Source organism: Sphingomonas sp. AC411 (assembly GCF_979253035.1).
In genome coordinates, this window is record NZ_CEEDAQ010000001.1 from 2,014,116 (window position 1) to 2,029,869 (window position 15,754).

Annotated in this window: 15 protein-coding genes and 4 pseudogenes; 8 read left to right on the forward strand and 11 right to left on the reverse strand. The window is 66.5% G+C overall.

The window, feature by feature from the left end; translation table 11 throughout:
* Positions 1-314: 314 nt before the first annotated feature.
* Positions 315-791 (reverse strand): hypothetical protein, encoded by a 477-nt coding sequence (locus tag AC0IX7_RS10365; RefSeq protein WP_471811751.1) that lies wholly within the window; start codon positions 789-791, stop codon positions 315-317.
* Positions 792-1,716: 925 nt separating this feature from the next.
* Here AC0IX7_RS10365 and rplK point away from each other — a divergent pair.
* From rplK to rplL, 4 genes and pseudogenes are all read left to right on the forward strand, one after another.
* Positions 1,717-2,149: pseudogene (gene rplK / locus AC0IX7_RS10370) on the forward strand (50S ribosomal protein L11).
* Positions 2,150-2,153: 4 nt separating this feature from the next.
* A pseudogene (rplA, locus tag AC0IX7_RS10375) lies at positions 2,154-2,848 on the forward strand (50S ribosomal protein L1).
* A gap of 676 nt (positions 2,849-3,524) precedes the next feature.
* Positions 3,525-4,040, forward strand: coding sequence for a 50S ribosomal protein L10 (gene rplJ, locus AC0IX7_RS10380; RefSeq protein ID WP_055879768.1), 516 nt, complete (start codon positions 3,525-3,527; stop codon positions 4,038-4,040).
* A 65-nt stretch (positions 4,041-4,105) separates the two neighbouring features.
* The gene (gene rplL / locus AC0IX7_RS10385) at positions 4,106-4,480 is read left to right on the forward strand and encodes a 50S ribosomal protein L7/L12 (RefSeq protein ID WP_056047577.1); all 375 of its coding nucleotides are present in this window, start codon (positions 4,106-4,108) and stop codon (positions 4,478-4,480) included.
* A 195-nt stretch (positions 4,481-4,675) separates the two neighbouring features.
* Here the strand turns inward: rplL and AC0IX7_RS10390 are convergent, their stop codons facing one another.
* The 5 genes from AC0IX7_RS10390 to AC0IX7_RS10410 form a co-directional block, all read right to left on the reverse strand.
* Positions 4,676-5,317: a hypothetical protein gene (locus AC0IX7_RS10390; RefSeq protein ID WP_471811753.1), complete on the reverse strand. Its 642-nt coding sequence runs from the start codon at positions 5,315-5,317 to the stop codon at positions 4,676-4,678.
* A 125-nt stretch (positions 5,318-5,442) separates the two neighbouring features.
* Positions 5,443-5,661, reverse strand: a complete 219-nt coding sequence (locus tag AC0IX7_RS10395) for a helix-turn-helix domain-containing protein (RefSeq protein ID WP_332746574.1) — start codon at positions 5,659-5,661, stop codon at positions 5,443-5,445.
* The gene (locus AC0IX7_RS10400) at positions 5,661-6,071 is read right to left on the reverse strand and encodes a DUF2975 domain-containing protein (protein ID WP_471811755.1); all 411 of its coding nucleotides are present in this window, start codon (positions 6,069-6,071) and stop codon (positions 5,661-5,663) included. Before AC0IX7_RS10400 ends, AC0IX7_RS10395 begins: the two co-directional genes overlap by 1 nt.
* A gap of 154 nt (positions 6,072-6,225) precedes the next feature.
* Positions 6,226-6,573: a hypothetical protein gene (locus AC0IX7_RS10405; protein ID WP_471811757.1), complete on the reverse strand. Its 348-nt coding sequence runs from the start codon at positions 6,571-6,573 to the stop codon at positions 6,226-6,228.
* 835 nt (positions 6,574-7,408) lie between these two features.
* Positions 7,409-7,585 carry a hypothetical protein gene (locus tag AC0IX7_RS10410; RefSeq protein ID WP_471811759.1) on the reverse strand — a complete coding sequence of 59 codons (177 nt, stop codon included), beginning with the start codon at positions 7,583-7,585 and terminating at the stop codon, positions 7,409-7,411.
* A gap of 821 nt (positions 7,586-8,406) precedes the next feature.
* Here AC0IX7_RS10410 and AC0IX7_RS10415 point away from each other — a divergent pair.
* Both AC0IX7_RS10415 and AC0IX7_RS10420 read left to right on the forward strand, forming a co-directional pair.
* Positions 8,407-9,414, forward strand: a complete 1,008-nt coding sequence (locus AC0IX7_RS10415; protein ID WP_471811761.1) for a hypothetical protein — start codon at positions 8,407-8,409, stop codon at positions 9,412-9,414.
* Between the two features lie 44 nt (positions 9,415-9,458).
* Positions 9,459-10,319, forward strand: coding sequence for a hypothetical protein (locus AC0IX7_RS10420; protein ID WP_471811762.1), 861 nt, complete (start codon positions 9,459-9,461; stop codon positions 10,317-10,319).
* A 215-nt stretch (positions 10,320-10,534) separates the two neighbouring features.
* Here AC0IX7_RS10420 and AC0IX7_RS10425 read toward each other — a convergent pair.
* Positions 10,535-11,597, reverse strand: a pseudogene (locus AC0IX7_RS10425) (SDR family oxidoreductase).
* 120 nt (positions 11,598-11,717) lie between these two features.
* Here AC0IX7_RS10425 and AC0IX7_RS10430 point away from each other — a divergent pair.
* Both AC0IX7_RS10430 and AC0IX7_RS10435 read left to right on the forward strand, forming a co-directional pair.
* The gene (locus AC0IX7_RS10430; protein WP_056047557.1) at positions 11,718-11,948 is read left to right on the forward strand and encodes a hypothetical protein; all 231 of its coding nucleotides are present in this window, start codon (positions 11,718-11,720) and stop codon (positions 11,946-11,948) included.
* A gap of 29 nt (positions 11,949-11,977) precedes the next feature.
* Positions 11,978-12,265 (forward strand): hypothetical protein, encoded by a 288-nt coding sequence (locus AC0IX7_RS10435; RefSeq protein ID WP_056047554.1) that lies wholly within the window; start codon positions 11,978-11,980, stop codon positions 12,263-12,265.
* Positions 12,266-12,383: 118 nt separating this feature from the next.
* Here AC0IX7_RS10435 and zwf read toward each other — a convergent pair.
* The 4 genes and pseudogenes from zwf to AC0IX7_RS10455 all read right to left on the reverse strand — a co-directional run.
* A pseudogene (gene zwf, locus AC0IX7_RS10440) lies at positions 12,384-13,601 on the reverse strand (glucose-6-phosphate dehydrogenase); the annotation flags it as partial.
* The gene (locus AC0IX7_RS10445; protein WP_471811764.1) at positions 13,559-13,903 is read right to left on the reverse strand and encodes a hypothetical protein; all 345 of its coding nucleotides are present in this window, start codon (positions 13,901-13,903) and stop codon (positions 13,559-13,561) included. The gene AC0IX7_RS10445 and the pseudogene zwf, both read right to left, overlap by 43 nt.
* A gap of 102 nt (positions 13,904-14,005) precedes the next feature.
* On the reverse strand, positions 14,006-14,521 hold the full coding sequence (locus AC0IX7_RS10450; protein WP_471811766.1) for a hypothetical protein: 516 nt from the start codon (positions 14,519-14,521) through the stop codon (positions 14,006-14,008).
* Entirely contained in the window at positions 14,518-15,552 is a 1,035-nt protein-coding gene (locus AC0IX7_RS10455) for a cation:proton antiporter (protein ID WP_471811768.1), read from the reverse strand. Before AC0IX7_RS10455 ends, AC0IX7_RS10450 begins: the two co-directional genes overlap by 4 nt.
* Between the last annotated feature and the right edge of the window lie 202 nt (positions 15,553-15,754).

The window sequence follows — 15,754 nt, forward strand, 5'->3', positions numbered from 1 at the left end:
TGGACAGCTTTGTGACAGCTATCGAGCCTTTTTAGTCTTAGCTCGACTCAGTTGGTGGTAAGATCAAGGAACGTTGCCCAGCGTGCATCAATCCACTCCGCTTTCAGGCAGTTCGCGCGTTGGCAGGCGACTTCAACCTTGTTGCTGATCGTGTGGACCTACTCAATGACATGCGTTTGATTTGACAAGTTCCGTGATATGTATGTCCTGATCTTCTGGGCTGTTATTTGGCGCGCAAGCACATGACCAATAGTTCGCTAATGCGAACTGCCGCCGGAAATTGGTCATTCCACATAAGCCCTAAACTGAAAATGCTATTTCCGCCCTTTCAACCGCCACCCGCCGAACAGCGCAACATCGGGGTCGTGCGAGGTCTTCGTCGGGTCGGCCTTGCTCCAGCCGGTGACCTGATCGAGCGCCGGCAGGTGTACCGCCCTCGGCGCCGGATACGGGTTGGTCAGCGTCGGTTCGCCGCGTTCGTTGCGGGCGGCTTCGGCGAGGTCGAAGGCTTCGCGGTCGCGGGCTTGGCGGGCTTCGTACATTGCCGACAGGCGGTAGCTGTGGGCTTCGTTCGATTCGCCGCGGCGGCGTTTGATGTGGGGCGGCTCCTCCTGGAGGTGGACCGTCTTGGCGTGGAGGTGGAGGAGTTGCAGCGCCTGGTTCGCGGTCATCGGCGGGATCGGCGGGGGATCGTTGTGGCGCCATTCGTCATGGTCGTGCGCGCTGGGCAGCGATCCGGCGAGCAGCGCGGACTCGACCTGTTCGTAGCCGGCCTCCAGCGCGAGGCGCATCTCGCGGGCGAAGGCGGGGCTGGCTTGGCGGCGGGCGTAGAAGGCGGAGTGGCTGAAACCGGCGGCGGCGGCCGAGAGGCGGATGTTGGCGGTGGCGGATAGCGCGGTGAGGAAGGCTTGCTCGGCGGCGTGACCCAGGCGGTTGGCGGGCGGGCGGCGGAGTTGGAGGCGGCCGTTAGCAGTTCTTGTCGTGGTGGGCGTGGTGTCGGTGCGTCGCGGTTGGGGCGAGCCCCTCCACCCCCGACCTCCTGGTCGGCGGTCTCCCTCCGTTCCGGGGAGGATCTTTGAGAGCGGCGGAGGCGAAGGCGAGGGCGGCGTCCCATTTTGCGGCGAAGGCGGGGTGGGCGGCGCGGCGCTTGGTGAAGGTGGAGCGGTTATAGCCTAGCGTGCTGGCGGCTTCGCGGGCGTTGCCGGTGCGGCGGAGGGCGGCGAGGAAGACGGCGTTCTGGGCGGCCTCGGCGGCGGGTGAACTGGTCGGGGGTGAACGGGCGCGCCATCGCTAGTGGGTCTGCCTCGATATCCTACCATTGCAAGGGGGTTGTGCTGGGTTCGGTGGGGCTGAGAATGTTTCCCCGTGGAGGCGGGATTGAGGCTGGGCTCCCGCCTTCGCGGGAGAACAAGTAGGCGGACGATGGGAGTCGTTAGGAAGGGATTGTTCACGCGAAGGCGCGAGGGCGCGAAGAGAAGTTGGAGGAGAAGAAGATTCGGGGTTCGCGCGGAGGCGCGGAGGCGCGGAGACGCGGAGGAAAAGGGCGCGGAGAAGAAGGGGCAGCGGGTGTTGCCGCTTTGCGGGTTTTCGGGTATGCGCGCCGACTTCCACCTTGATTGTTGGAATTGCGGAGGTTGCCGACACGGTAGCCGCCATCACCGCTAGGCTCACCGGGCGAGGCGCTGTTGCGCTCAAAGCCCAATATAAGAGAGTGACATGGCTAAAAAGATTACCGGATACATCAAGCTGCAGGTGCCTGCAGGCGAGGCAAAGCCCGCGCCGCCGATCGGGCCTGCGCTGGGTCAGCGCGGCGTGAACATCAGTGGAGTTCTGCAAGGCGTTCAACGCCGGCACGAGCGAACTGAAGAAGGGCATGCCGATCCCGACCGTCATCACGGTCTATGCGGATCGCTCGTTCTCGTTCGAGACCAAGACCCCGCCTGCCTCGTACCTGATCAAGGAGGCCGCCGGTCTCAAGTCGGGTTCGAAGGAGCCGGGCAAGGTCGTCGCCGGCAAGATCAAGCGCAGCCAGCTGAGCGAGATCGCCACGACGAAGATGAAGGACCTCAACGCCAACGATATCGACGCTGCGACGAAGATCATCGAAGGCAGCGCCCGCGCAATGGGCCTCGAAGTGGTGGAGGGCTGAGATCATGGCTAAGCTGAGCAAGAAGCAGAAGGCCGTCACGGTCGACCTCGTCAAGCTGCACGGCATCGACGAGGCCATCGGTCTCCGCACGGTCGGGCGCCACGTCGAAGTTCGACGAGACGATCGAAGTCGCGCTGAACCTGGGCGTCGATCCGCGTCACGCAGACCAGATGGTCCGCGGCGTGGTGACGCTGCCCAAGGGCACCGGCAAGACCGTCCGCGTCGGCGTGTTCGCCCGCGGCGCGAAGGCTGAAGAGGCACTCGCAGCAGGCGCAGACGTCGTCGGCGCCGAAGACCTGATGGAAATCATCCAGGGTGGCACGATCGATTTCGATCGCTGCATCGCGACCCCGGACATGATGGGCATCGTCGGTCGCCTCGGTAAGGTGCTGGGTCCCGCGGGCCTGATGCCGAACCCGAAGCTCGGCACGGTGACGATGAACGTCGCCGCCGCGGTTCAGGCGGCCAAGGGCGGCCAGATCGAATACCGCGTCGAGAAGGCCGGCATCATCCATTCGGGCATCGGCAAGGCGTCGTTCCCGGCGGAAGACCTGCGCGCGAACTTCGACGCATTGGTCGACGCGGTGGTCAAGGCCAAGCCGACCGGCGCCAAGGGCGCAGTACGTCCAGAAGGTCGCGATCTCGTCGACCATGGGTGCAGGTATCAAGGTCGATACGGCTGAGGCTGCAGGCGCGTAGCCGCACGCGGCTAGCGAAAGCTAGCCACGAGACGGCGAGCGCCCGGCCGGCGCGGGCAACCGCGACCGACGAGGACGGATTTACTCCCGTCCTGCCGCTGGAGATAGAAAGGGCCGGAGCGATCCCGGCCCTTTTTGCGTGTGGAGCAAACCGGTCGTTCGACGCCCCCTCCCTCACGCCATCCTGACGAAAGTCAGGATCCAGAGTTACGGATGGTGCCCCATGTGGCTCTGGGTCCTGACTTTCGTCAGGATGACGAGAGTGCGTGATCCGCCCGAACGGCTCCGAGGCTTGTTTCCCGCGAAGGCGGGATCCAGACTGGGCTCCGCCTTCGCGGGAGAACAAGGAAGCGCGCGCGTGTTCGAGATCACACGCGCCAACGAACACGAGCCCCACCCCGAACACACAAACTTGACTCCCCGCCAATTCCGCTAAGGCGCACCTTCGTTCGGCGGGCTTGCTCGTCGAACTCCGTCCGAGACAGTGGGTGCACAGGGTTTGCCGGTGCTTAATCTCCCACCTAGACGGGGAATGAGATTTTGTCGGCCCATCTGCGCGCCGCCCCTCTCCCATGCCCCATCGACGAGACACCCCGGAAGCGCGGGTTTGTCTGCGCCTCCGGTTAGTAACCGAGATCACTGCGCAAGCGGTGAACTCGTAAAACGTGGAGAATGGCATGGATCGTGATCAAAAGACCGCGGCCGTAGCCGAGCTGAACCGCACCTTTTCCGAGGTCGGCGTCGTCGTTGTCACGCGCAACCTCGGCCTGACCGTCGCACAGTCCACTGTGCTGCGGAACAAGATGCGCGACGCCGGCGCGACCTACAAGGTCTCGAAGAACAAGCTTGCCAAGATCGCAATGGACGGCACCGACTACAGCTCGCTGGGCGACATGCTCACGGGTCCGGTCGGTCTGGCCAGCTCCATCGATCCCGTCGCGGCCGCCAAGGTGGTCGTGGAATTCGCGAAGACGAACGACAAGTTCGAAATCGTGGGTGGGGCGATGGGCGCGACGACCCTCGACGTCGACGGTGTGAAGGCGCTCGCAACGCTGCCCTCGCTGGACGAACTGCGTGCCAAGATCGTTGGCCTCATCGTGGCACCTGCCACGAAGCTGGCAACGATCACGCAGGCTCCGGCAGCGCAGCTCGCGCGCGTGCTTTCCGCCTACGCGGAGAAGGAAGCCGCCTGATCTTGCAGGCCTTTCGTTACCTTTTTTGAACTGATGGGGCACGAGCCCCGAGATGGAGATTTATCATGGCAGACCTGAACGCGCTCGTTGAGAGCCTGAGCGAACTGACCGTTCTCGAAGCAGCTGAGCTTTCGAAGCTGCTCGAAGAGAAGTGGGGCGTTTCGGCCGCAGCAGCGGTCGCAGCACCGGCAGCAGGCGGCGGCGCCGCTGCTCCTGCAGCAGAAGAGCAGACCGAATTCGACGTCATCCTGACCGGCGACGGTGGCAAGAAGATCAACGTCATCAAGGAAGTCCGTGCGATCACCGCGCTCGGCCTGACCGAAGCCAAGACGCTGGTCGAGTCGGCTCCCAAGGCCGTCAAGGAAGGCGTGTCGAAGGACGAGGCCGCCAAGATCAAGGCGCAGCTCGAAGCAGCCGGCGCTACGGTTGAGGTTAAGTAAGCCGCAGCTGGAAAGACGATTTAGCCAAGGCTAAATCGCATTCCAGCAAGGCCGGTCGGCGGCATTCATGCCGACCGACGAAGCAGGGGCTTTGCCCCTGCTGGCCGCAGCTAAGAAAAAGGGCGGCCCCAGCAATGGGGTCGCCCTTTTTCGTATCCGAGAAATCGGGCGGGTAAGGCCGCCCTCCCCGCCCCGTCAGTGTGCGGCTGCGATCATCCCATCAGACAGATCAGCCCGGCGGACGTTACCCGGCATCAGATCCACCCCAGCCTTCGACGCGGCACGCACTGCCGCGTAATATCCACCGGCCGCCATGGCTGCGGTCAGCCAGCCGACGAGCAGCGAATCGGCGATCAGAACCGGCCACAGCAGAACTTTGGGGCCAGCGATCGCGAGTGCAGCCGCGGCATAATGCGGGATCATTAACGGCAGGATCACCGCAATCGAAAAGGCGAAGGTCCACGGCACATGGCGCGCCATGATCGCGATCGACCGCCGCGGGCCGACGGTGGCGTTGCCGAGCGCGGCGGCCACGCCCCAGGCGAGCAGCAGATTGCCGACGATCATGCCGACGACGAAGCTCACTGCCAGGACCGCGCCCGTTTGGGGGAGGCCAAAGAGTTGCAGGGCGGCCAGTCCGAGCTGAAACATGCAATAGACAGCGAAGAGCCGGATCGCCTTCGGATCGGGCCTCGCGGCGAATGTGGCGTCACGATCGGGCTGAAAACGGGTGACCCAGTAGAAGGGTATGGTCAGCGCCGCGACCTTGAGCATACCGAAGGCCATGCGCAGCGGATGATGCTCGGTCGCCTTGGCCGTGGCGATGCTGTCGTACATGCCGATATGCACCTCGACCGCGTGCTGGAGCAGTTCGAATACGACCGGGACCAGCGCGAGCAACGGGCATGCGATGAGAACCGCCACGCTCCCGCTGTATGTGGCCTTGAATGCTTGCCAGAATGTCATGCCTCTTCCCCCTCTTGCGTAAAACTCAGTATCTCGCCCGGCTGGCAGTCGAGCACGCGGCAGAGCGCCTCCAGCGTCGAGAAACGGATCGCTTTCGCCTTGCCGGTCTTCAGGATCGACAGGTTCGCCATCGTGATGTCGACGGTCTGCGACAGCTCGGTCAGCGTCATGCCGCGCGCGGCGAGCACGGCGTCGAGCGTGACGATGACGGGCATCAGACGGTCATCGCCAGATCGTCGCGCATCGCCGCGCCGAGCCGGAACACGCGGGCGAGCACGAAGATCATCACCACGCCAATCCATCCGGTGAAACCGGGAACCCACGTCGCATGTTCGACGCCAATGCGGTCGAGCATCAGCACGATTGCGCCGAAGACGAGGTCCAGCATTTGATAGGCGCACAACGCCCAACCGATCCGCTGAAGCCGGTCGGCATTGGCGACGACGAACGGATCCCCAGCGCGCACGGTCTCGACGATCGCCAGCAGGCGACTGAAAAGCTGGTAGACGGCAGCGCAGACAGCGATGGTTATCACCGCAACGATGCGCAGGTACGCGATCGTCTCGGCGACGTGCTGGCCGTGATATTTGGTGGAAATCTGGGTTGTGAGCGCGTCGCCGAACACGAACGACAAGATGATCGCGATCACGAAACCGATAGCGACCACCCAGTTCAACCAGTGCGCAAACCGTACAAGTCCGCTTGCGATGCCTAGAAATCGATCCAGCATGCCACCCTCCGTTTATCGAAAAACGATATGTATCGTTTATCGATAAACGTCAAGCATGCGGTTTCTGCTGTCCGGTGCCCTCAGCGTTCGAACTCTGCACCGTGGGGCGAGCGGCAACGGTCGTGAACATGCGCGCGGGCGCGTCGAGCCAGAACGGGGCGAGCTTGGCGGAGTCGACGCGTTCGATGCCGACGACCCAGGCACGCGCCGTCTGGGCGTCGTCGCCGGCGGTGGCGTAGAGGATGTTGGTGGCGACGACGGGGACGAACATCGGGCGGTTGGCGGCGGTCATCGTCTGGATCGCGTCGCGGGCGATCGCCACGACGGTGCGGATGGTGCGCGATTCGCCGGGTGCCAGCGCGAGGCGGCGTGGCCGGACGACCGATCGGGGCGGCATTGAACCGGGCGAGATCGGTGTCCTGACCTGCGTGCGCGGTAAGGAGGGCGATACCGGTACGGATCGCCTCGGCTGGCGCGGCGCCGGTGTTGGTGACGACGAGTTCGCACTCGACCGTGGCGCTGAGAAGGTTGAGGCCGGCGCGCAAGGGGCGGAGATCGCAGGTGACGCGGGCTCGGGGGCCGCCGGCGGCGGCGGGGGCGTTTTCGCGCGGGGTTCGAGGAATTTCCGGCGCGGCGATCGCGGTCGTGGGGACTGGTGCGACGGCAGGTGCAGCCGGCGTCGCTTTGCCTCCACTGGGGTGGTGGCGGCGGTGGCGGCAGGACGCGCAACGGGTTCGGGTGCCGCGAGCTCCGGTGTTGGCTCGGCGACGGCTTCGAGCTCCATTTGGTCCTGACGACGGCCGCGAGGTTGCGGCGGAGCACCCACAGTGCGGCGAGCACCACGACGATGACGGCGAGCGAGAGCCAGAGCGGCATCGCCCTGCCCGTCTCCGGCGCGGTGATCGTCGGTTGCGAGGTCGGCGCGGGCGTCGCATCGGGTACGGTTTGCGGCGCGGGCTGCGGGGCTGCATCGGTAACCGGTGCCTCCGTCGGCGGCGGGGCCACCGTTGGCTCGGGTGCAGGTGTCGCTACCGGGGCAGGCTCGGCTACCCGGGCAGACTCGGCCGAGGTCGACGACCGTGCAGCGTCCGTGGCGTTGCGGGTCCGCGCTTCCGGTTCGTTGCGCGCGGCGGGACGTTCGGTCTTTGCCGCATTGGTCTTTTCGGTAGCAGGCTTATCCGTAGGGCGCGGGCTCGGCGTGCGCTGCGGTGTCGGCGTCTCGGTGGGCAGGACTATCTTCGGCGCGTCGGGGATCGGGACGGTCGCGTTGGTCTGCGGCGCGGGTTCGCCAGCTCTTCCAGTCCGCGAACGGGCGCGGTCTGCTCGGTCTGCGCCAGCGCCGGGCTTGCCGACGCGAGCATCGTCATGGTGGCGAGCAGGGCGGCCAGCGCCCCGCGGTCGGTCGTCATCGTCGAAAATCCCCTGCGCGCGGTCGTCGCGTCGTTGTGTGCGGGGGAGGCTGAACACGGCCCTACGGCAACCCGCGATGCGACGAGGCGCACCTGGGTAGCGGTGAGACGTGGGTGGGGTTGTGGTGGGGGTGGCGGATCGGGGGCGGTGTGGCGTTAGTCGATGCGGTTGCTTTGGGCGCGCTGTGAGCGACCGGAGGAGCGGACACAGAGCTGCGGTTTCGCGTGCTCCCCCTCCGTCTGGCAAGGGCCAGCCACCTCCCCCTGGCGGGGAGGATCGACCAGCCACCCCCTCTGGCGGGGGGAAGGATCGAAGGTGCCGCGGGGTTGCCCTATTCTCGACACCGGTACAGGCCATCGGGGATGCTTCCGACGATGAGATCGCCCGTGATGATGCTTCGATTTCTTCCGTTCTGCGCGCTGGCCGCGGCCCTCATGCCCGTGGCTGCGCAGGCCGATCCTGCGCCGTTCGACTTGACCGGGCCGACCCTGCGCGTCGCCGTCACGCATGGGACGACGACGCTGCCGATCGCGCGGGTGCCCAAGCTCGCGACCGGCGACCGCGTGTCGATCGCGGCGGATCTGCCAACCGGCAAGAAGGACGATGGCGCACGCTATCTGCTGGTCGCGGCATTCCTGCGCGGTGCGACCGAGCCGCCGCCGAAATCGTGGTTCTTCAAGGCCGAGACGTGGAAAGAGAAGAAGAACGCGCTCGCGTTGAAGGTGCCGGAGGGGCGCGGCAACTTGTCGTGTTCCTGGTGCCGGAGAGCGGCGGGTTCGATGCGGTCGTGTCGGCGGTGCGCAAGCAGCCGGGAGCGTTCGTGCGGGCGGTGCAGGATCTCGACCAGGCGTCGCTCGATCGCGCGCGGCTCGATGCGTTTCTCGACGGGATCCATGCGCTGGAGCGGACGCGGCCCGAGCGGATCGAGGCGGTGTCGCCGTTGCTGTCGCGCAGTCTGGCGATCAAGCTGAAGGCGGAGTGCCTCGATCTGGCGGCGGACCTGCAAGCCTCCTGCCTGACGCAAAGCCGCGATTCGCTGGTGCTGGCGGATGGGCAGAGCTCGACGCTGGCGGATACGCTGGTCGGTGCGCCGACCGATCTGGCGTTGCAGTTGAGCGCGACGCCGGAGGGCGGGCTTGGGTATTACAGCCCGTATATCGGCGTGGTGCGCGATCTTGCGAAGATCTTCGGCGCGTTCCAGTCGACGCAGTTCCGGTATATTCCGGCGCTGGCGCGGGCGCATGACGATCGGCTGGCGCTGTTGCTGAATGCGGCGCCGTCGTTTGCGAGCCCGAAATCGGTGATGGTGGTCGCGATGCCGGTGATCGAGACGGGCGCGCCGCAGACTCCGACGATGCGGCGGGCGGAGGCGGACCGACTCGTCTGTGCGGCGCGGCCCGATCTGGTGCTGCCGGTCGAGGGGGCGCCGCTAATCTATGCGACGAAGTTCGCGCACGACATGAGCTTGCGCGTGACGACGCCGCAGGGTGGCGTGGTCGAGCTGCCGGTGCAGGCGGATGCCGAGCGCGGCGGCTATGTGCTCGATCAGGTCGGGATGCGGACCGCTGGGCTTGGCAGCGTGACCGATGCGACGTTGCATGGCCGCTGGGGGTTCACGCCGTTCGACGGGCCGCGGTTTCGGTTGCAGGTGCCGCGCGCCGGCGGATGGACGATGGTCGATACCGATCCCGAGAGCCTGGTCGTAGGCCGCGACAATGCGGTGGCGCTGGCGGGGCCGACGCCGAGTTGCGTCGAGGCGGTGACGCTGGTGAGCGATGCGGGTCAGGTGCCACTCGCCTGGACGACGACGGGGATCGGATCGGGCTGACCCTGCCGCTGGCAAAGACCGCGCCGGGGAAACTGTCGCTGCTGGTGAAGCAATATGGCGTCGAGGCGCCGGACAAGATCGCGCTGACCGCGCTCGCCGAGGCGGGGCGGATCGATGGCCTGACGCTGTATGCGGGCGATGCTGCGGGGACGCTCGCGGGGACCAGGCTGGATCTGGTCGCGTCGATGACGGTGGACGGCGTGGCGTTCAAGCCGGGCGAGGTCGTGCGGGCCGACAAGGTGGATCGGCTGGGGTTGGTCGCGGATACGGCGCCAGCGTTTGCGGCGGGTCAGGCGAAGACGGCGCTCGTCACGTTGACGGATGGACGGAAGCGGTCGGTGAAGTTCGTCGTCGCGGTCGCGCGGCCAAAGGCGACGCTGATCGCCAAGAGCGTAGTGGCGCCGCCCTCGCCCGGGCTTCCGGTCGTGTTGACGGGCGATACGGCCATTTCCCAGGATGCCCGGCTGACGTTTTCGCTGCGCGCCGAGGGTACGCGGTTTTCCGCTGGCGATAGCGTCGAGATCGCGACGGCGGACGGGAAGACGACCACGAGTGTTTCGTCGGGGCGCGGGTTGACCGTGCAGAACGATCGGATCGCGGTGGCGACGGTCGAGCCGGGCAAGGCGCTTGGCGTTTCGGCGCATGGGCCGCTCAAGTGGCGACTGGTGCAGAATGGGGTCGCGGGCGACTGGGTGCCGTTGACGACCCTGGTGCGGGTGCCGGGTGTTACCGGGGTGACGTGTGCGGAGACGTGCATGCTGGCGGGGACGGATCTGTTCTTGATCGAGTCGGTGGCGGCGAATGCGGGGTTTGCGGAGGCGGCTCTGGTGCCGGAGGGGTTTACCGGGGGGCGTTTGCGGTGCCGAAACCGGTTGGGGGATGCTGTACCTGCGGTTGCGGGATGATCCGGGGTGACGGCTACGGTGGCGGTGACGGTGAAGAGCTAGAGGTCCGGTCCTGCGATCCTCCCCGCCAGGGGAGGTGGCTGGCTCTTGCCAGACGGAGGGGAGGCAAGCAAAACCGCCGCTCCGTGTCCTCCCCTCCGTCGCCTTCGGCGCCACCTCCCCTGGCGGGGGAGGATCGCGAAGCCTGCGTATTCTTACATCCCGCCCCCAAAGGCTCACGGGATCAGGCGGTCCGCGCGGAGTTGTTCGAACAGGTCGAAGAACGCGTCGTCGGTGGGCTGATACTCCTTGAACCCGAGCCGGCGGCTCTTGCCCATGTCCGTCACCACCTCGATCGGGCGGCCGAGATCGGCGTCGGTGTGCCAGGGAGACGCGAGGCGGGACAGATCGGCCTCGGCGAGGCCTTCGCGGGCGGCAATCTCGCGCCAGATGCCGGCGTCATCCTTCATCTGTTCCTCGAGCGGCAGGACGGTGCCGTCGAACGGGGCGGCCTCGATCCCGAACCAGTTCTGCGATGCGGCCCCACAGCCAGCTCCAACGGAAGACGTCGCCGTTGACGACGTTGAACGCCTCGTTGCGGGCGGTCGGCGTGGTCGCGGCCCACAACAGGTGATCGGCGAGCAGGCTGGCGCTGGTCATGTCGGTAAGGCCGTTCCACTGCGCGGCCGAACCGGGGAAGCGGAACGGGCGCCCGGTCTCGCGACACAGCGTCGCATAGACCGCGAGCGTGGTGCCCATGTTCATCGCGTTGCCGACCGCCTTGCCGATGATCGTGTGCGGGCGGTGGACGCTCCAGCCGAAGCCGTCGCGCTCCGCCGCCTCGAACACCGCGTCTTCCTGCGCATAGTAGAAATTCTCGACGTCGAGGCGCCCTTGTTCCTCGCGGAACGGGGTCTGCGGGAGGACGCCCTTCCCGTACGCCTCGAACGGTCCGAGATAATGCTTGAGCCCGGTGACGAGCGCGACGTGGCGGACGCTGCCGCCGGGGCTGAGCGCGCCGAGCAGGTTGCGGACCATGCCGCCGTTCACGCGGATGTTCTCCGCCTCGCTGTCCTGGCGCGACCAGGTTGCGATGAATACCGCATCGGGCCTGATGCCGGTCAGGGCCGCCTCAAGGCTGCCTGGATCCTGCAAGTCGGCGGCGACCGGCTGCACACCGTCCTGTTCGGTCGGCCGGCGCGCGAGGCCGTATACCGCCCAGCCCGCCTTCACCAACGCCGCCGCGGTCGCGCTGCCGACGATCCCGCTCGTACCCACTACCAATGCCGTTCCGGCCATGTGCAATTCCCGTATCTGGTGATGATCCCGTGACGTCCCAAACGCGCCGAATTTTGGAAGGGGTCCACGGCGTCCCGTTTGCGGTGGCGGCGGGTGCGCGGTTGTGGCTATGGGGCGCGGATGACCGCATCGGATCTCCAGAGCCTGTTCGTCACCAACCTCGTCCGGTACAATAGCGGCGATCGGCGGCGGTGGCGGCTGATCGTCGGCGATGTGAAGGTCTACAGCCTCGCGACGCACGCGCATTGCAACTGGGCGGTGACGCCGTCGGGCAGCGCGAGCGAGGTCGACGCAGTCGAGCGGCTGGCGGACCGACTGCGCGAGGATCATCCTATCATTACCGCCGGCTGACGGCATCTCATCTTACGCAGGAGCGACACATGGCGAAGCAATATTGGGCGCAGATCATCGAACTCGACGAGGAGATGACGGCCGCGACGATCCCGGGCGCGACGGATCACGAGGATGCGGCGGATTCGCTGGTGGCGGACTTCGTCGGCGCAATGGGCGGCGAGATCACCTCGGGCGCGGTCCGCGTCTGGGTGCAGGGCGGGGTCGAGAAGGTCTATGACTGGAAGGCCGACTTCACGATGCCCGACATGGATGAGATGGGCGACGAGGACGAGATGGAGGTCGAGGGCGAGATCGAATTGACCGAGCGGGTTTGATCGACTTGCTCCCCTCCCTGGAAGGGAGGGGTTGGGGGTGGGTCGGCCAGTTGTCGGACGTCTTCCTTCCCAAGCGGCCTACCCACCTCGGCCCCTCCCTTTCAGGGAGGGGTGAAGGTCAGGGGACGGTTTGGCCCGCCGGCGCGAGTTCGTGCCATTCGTGGCCGTCATGAGCCAGAAGCGTGTCCGCCGCAGCCGGGCCGAGCGTGCCGGCTTCGTACGGCTCCGGAATGCTCTGGTCGGTCGCCCATAGATCGAGGAACGGCTGCACCGCGGCCCAGCCGGCCTCGATCGCATCGGCGCGCTGGAACAGGGTCTGGTCGCCGGCGAACAGGTCGTAGATCAGCGACTCGTAACCGGTCAGGTGGCCGATATCGAACGCGTCGGCGTAGCGGAAGTCGAGCGCGATCGGGGCGGTCGCGACTTCGAGGCCGGGACGCTTGATGTTGATGTCCATGCTCAGCCCCTCGTCCGGCTGGATCTGGATGATCAGGCGGTTGGGCGGAAGCATGTCCGCCGCTGCGCCCGGGAACGAGGCGAACGGCACGGGCTTGAAGGTGATCACGATCTCGGTGTCGCGACAGGTCATCGCCTTGCCGGTGCGCAGGTAGAACGGCACCCCCGCCCAGCGCCAGGTGTCGACCATCAGCTTCAGCGCGACATAGGTCTCGGTATGGCTGTCCGGCGCGACGTCGGCGGTGGCGGTGTAGTCGGGGACGTCGTGGTCCTGCACCTTGCCCGCCGTGTAGGCGCCGCGGACGCCGTTGCGCTTGGCCTGTGCGGGCGAATAGGCGCGGACCGCCTTCAGCACCTTGCCCTTCTCGTTGCGGATCGCCTCCGCATCGAAGTTCGCGGGCGGCTCCATCGCGACCATCGCGAGCAGCTGGAACAGATGGTTCGGTACCATGTCGCGCAACGCGCCGGTCGCATCGTAGAATTTGCCGCGGGTGCCGACATCGACGGTTTCGGCAGCGGTGATCTGGACGTGCGCGATGCAGTCGGAATTCCAGACGCGCTCGATCATCATGTTCGCGAATCGCGCGGTCATGATGTTCTGCACCGTTTCCTTGCCGAGGAAATGATCGATCCGGTAGACCTGTGCCTCCGAGACCTTGTCGAGGATGCGCGCATTGAGATCGCGCGCGGAGGCAAGATCGTGGCCGAACGGCTTCTCGATCGCGATCCGACGGAAGGCGTGCGGGGTTTCGGCCATCAGGCCGTGCTCCGCGAGCTTGTCGACGATATCGCCGAAGAACTTGGCCGGGACCGCGAAGTAGAACGCGACGTTGCCGGTCACGCGGGTCTTGAGCTGTTCGTAGACGTCGTCCTTGGTGAAATCGCCCTGGAGATACCCGACGCGATCCTTGAGGCGGGCCCAGGCCTCGCCTTTCTCGCCCGCGCCCTCGCCGCCCTTGGCATCGAAGCTGCCAAGCGCATCGCGGAGCGTCTGGTCGTTCCCTCGTCGATGCCGACGCCGAGCACGTGGAAGTCGTCGCCGACCAGGCCCAGCCGCGTCATGTTGATTAGCGCCGGCATCAGCAGCCGGCGGGTGAGATCGCCGAACGCGCCGAAGATCACGAGCGTCGTGGGCGGTGCTGGCTTCACGGACTTGCTCATGATTTCGCCTCGGACATGCATCGACCCTTTCTACGGCAGTTCTGGGGTTTGGGTGGTTCTCTCAAACAGCGTAGCGTGCGCCGATGTTCCCGACACCCGGTTGTGTCGCGCTCACCCGGGCGATCAGGTCGCCGTGAGGATATTGTCGCCGAAAGAGCGTGCGTCGACCTCGGACCAGTCGAGTTCCTCCTGCAACCGACGATAGACGTCCTCGGCGATTTCGCCGCTGTCGCGCATCCGGTGGAGGACGACGCGCTGGCAGGCGATCATCTCGAGGTGGAGTTCGTCGAATTCGGAGGTGGCCTGCGGATCGTCCGCCTCGGCGGTGACCTTGCCGGCCGCGCCGTAGCGGAAGCGCAGCGCGTCCGCCGCCTCGCCGGCGCGCGCGGGCAGGACGGCGAGCCCGGCCTCGATCAGACGTTTCCGCGCGGGCGCGATCTCGTCCGCGAGCCCGGAATCCGCACCGAGGTTCAACCGTCGGATCAGCGGGCCGAGCGTAAGCCCTTGCAGCATCAGCGTACCGATCACCACGCCGAACGCGGCGAGCACGATCAGGTCACGGCCCGGCACCGAACTCGGGAGCGCGAACGCAGTGGCCAGCGTCAGCAGCCCCCGCATGCCGGACCAGGACAGGATCAACGACGCATTCCACGGCGGCGGCTAGGGAGCCAGGACGGCGTATAGCGGCTGGCGATCACGCCCTCCACGAAGCGCACGAAGAACACCCACGCGACTCGCGTCACCAGCACGGTCGCGAGAACCGCGGCGGCGAACCCGATCGCCGGCCAGCGCTCGGCCGCGGGCAGACGCTCCAGCACGTCGCGCGATTGCAGCCCCATGAGTGCGAAGGCGATGATGTTGAGGACGAGGACCGCCGCCGACCATACCGCCGCACTCTGAAGCCGGTCGCGGGCCGGCTGGCCGATCAGGCGGCGCTGCGACACGATCATGCCGAAGGTGACGACCCCCAGTACGGGCGAAATGTGCAGCCGCTCGGCCAGCAGCCAGATCCCGAAGGTCACTGCGAAATCGGCGAGGCTGGCGCCCAGCGTGCCTGCGAACAGCGGTGCGACGCGAAGATAGATCCATGCCGACAGCGCGCCGAAGACGATCCCGCCCGGCACCGCGGCGGCGAGCGCGAGCGGCGTCACCGGCGTGTCCGAATGCGTCGCGAACGCCACCGCGAGCCCGAACAGGAGCAGTGCGGTGGCGTCGTTGAGCAGGCTTTCGCCCTGAAGTAGCAACAGCCCGCGGCGGGGAATGCCAACCTCGCCCAGCACGGCCTCGGAAGCGGCGGCATCGGGCGGCGCGACGATCGCCCCCAGCGCGAAGGCGGCAGCGAGCGGTAGGCCGCCGAGCGTCATGCCGACCAGCGCGACCATCGCCGCGGTGACGAGCACCGCGAACACCGCCAGCGACAGGAGCGGGAACCAGTAGCGCCGCAACGCCCGCGGGCTGGTGTGATAGGCCGCGTGGAGCAGCGCCGGCGCGATGAACAGCGCGAGCGCCAGATGCGGCTCGACCGCGATCTTGAGTGCGAACGGCAGCAGCGCGGAGCCGAGTCCTGCTGCGGCGAGCAAGGTGGGATACGGGACGTTCAGCTTGCGCGCGAGGACCAGCAGGACCAGCGCGGCGAGCAGAATCGCATCGAGGCTTTCGAACAATTGCACGCGGGCGCAACGGGCGGCGGCGGCGGATGGGCCCGACGCTCGATCGGGGCGGGGCGGAAGGCCAAAAAACCACCCCGTGCGTGACGCACGGAGTGGCCTAGGTTCAGGGAGGAGGTACGCTATAAGCGTACCGTACGGCGCCGCGAAAGGGGGGACACGATGCCGTACAGGATCTAAATGGGTGAGCCCCGTTTTGGTTCAA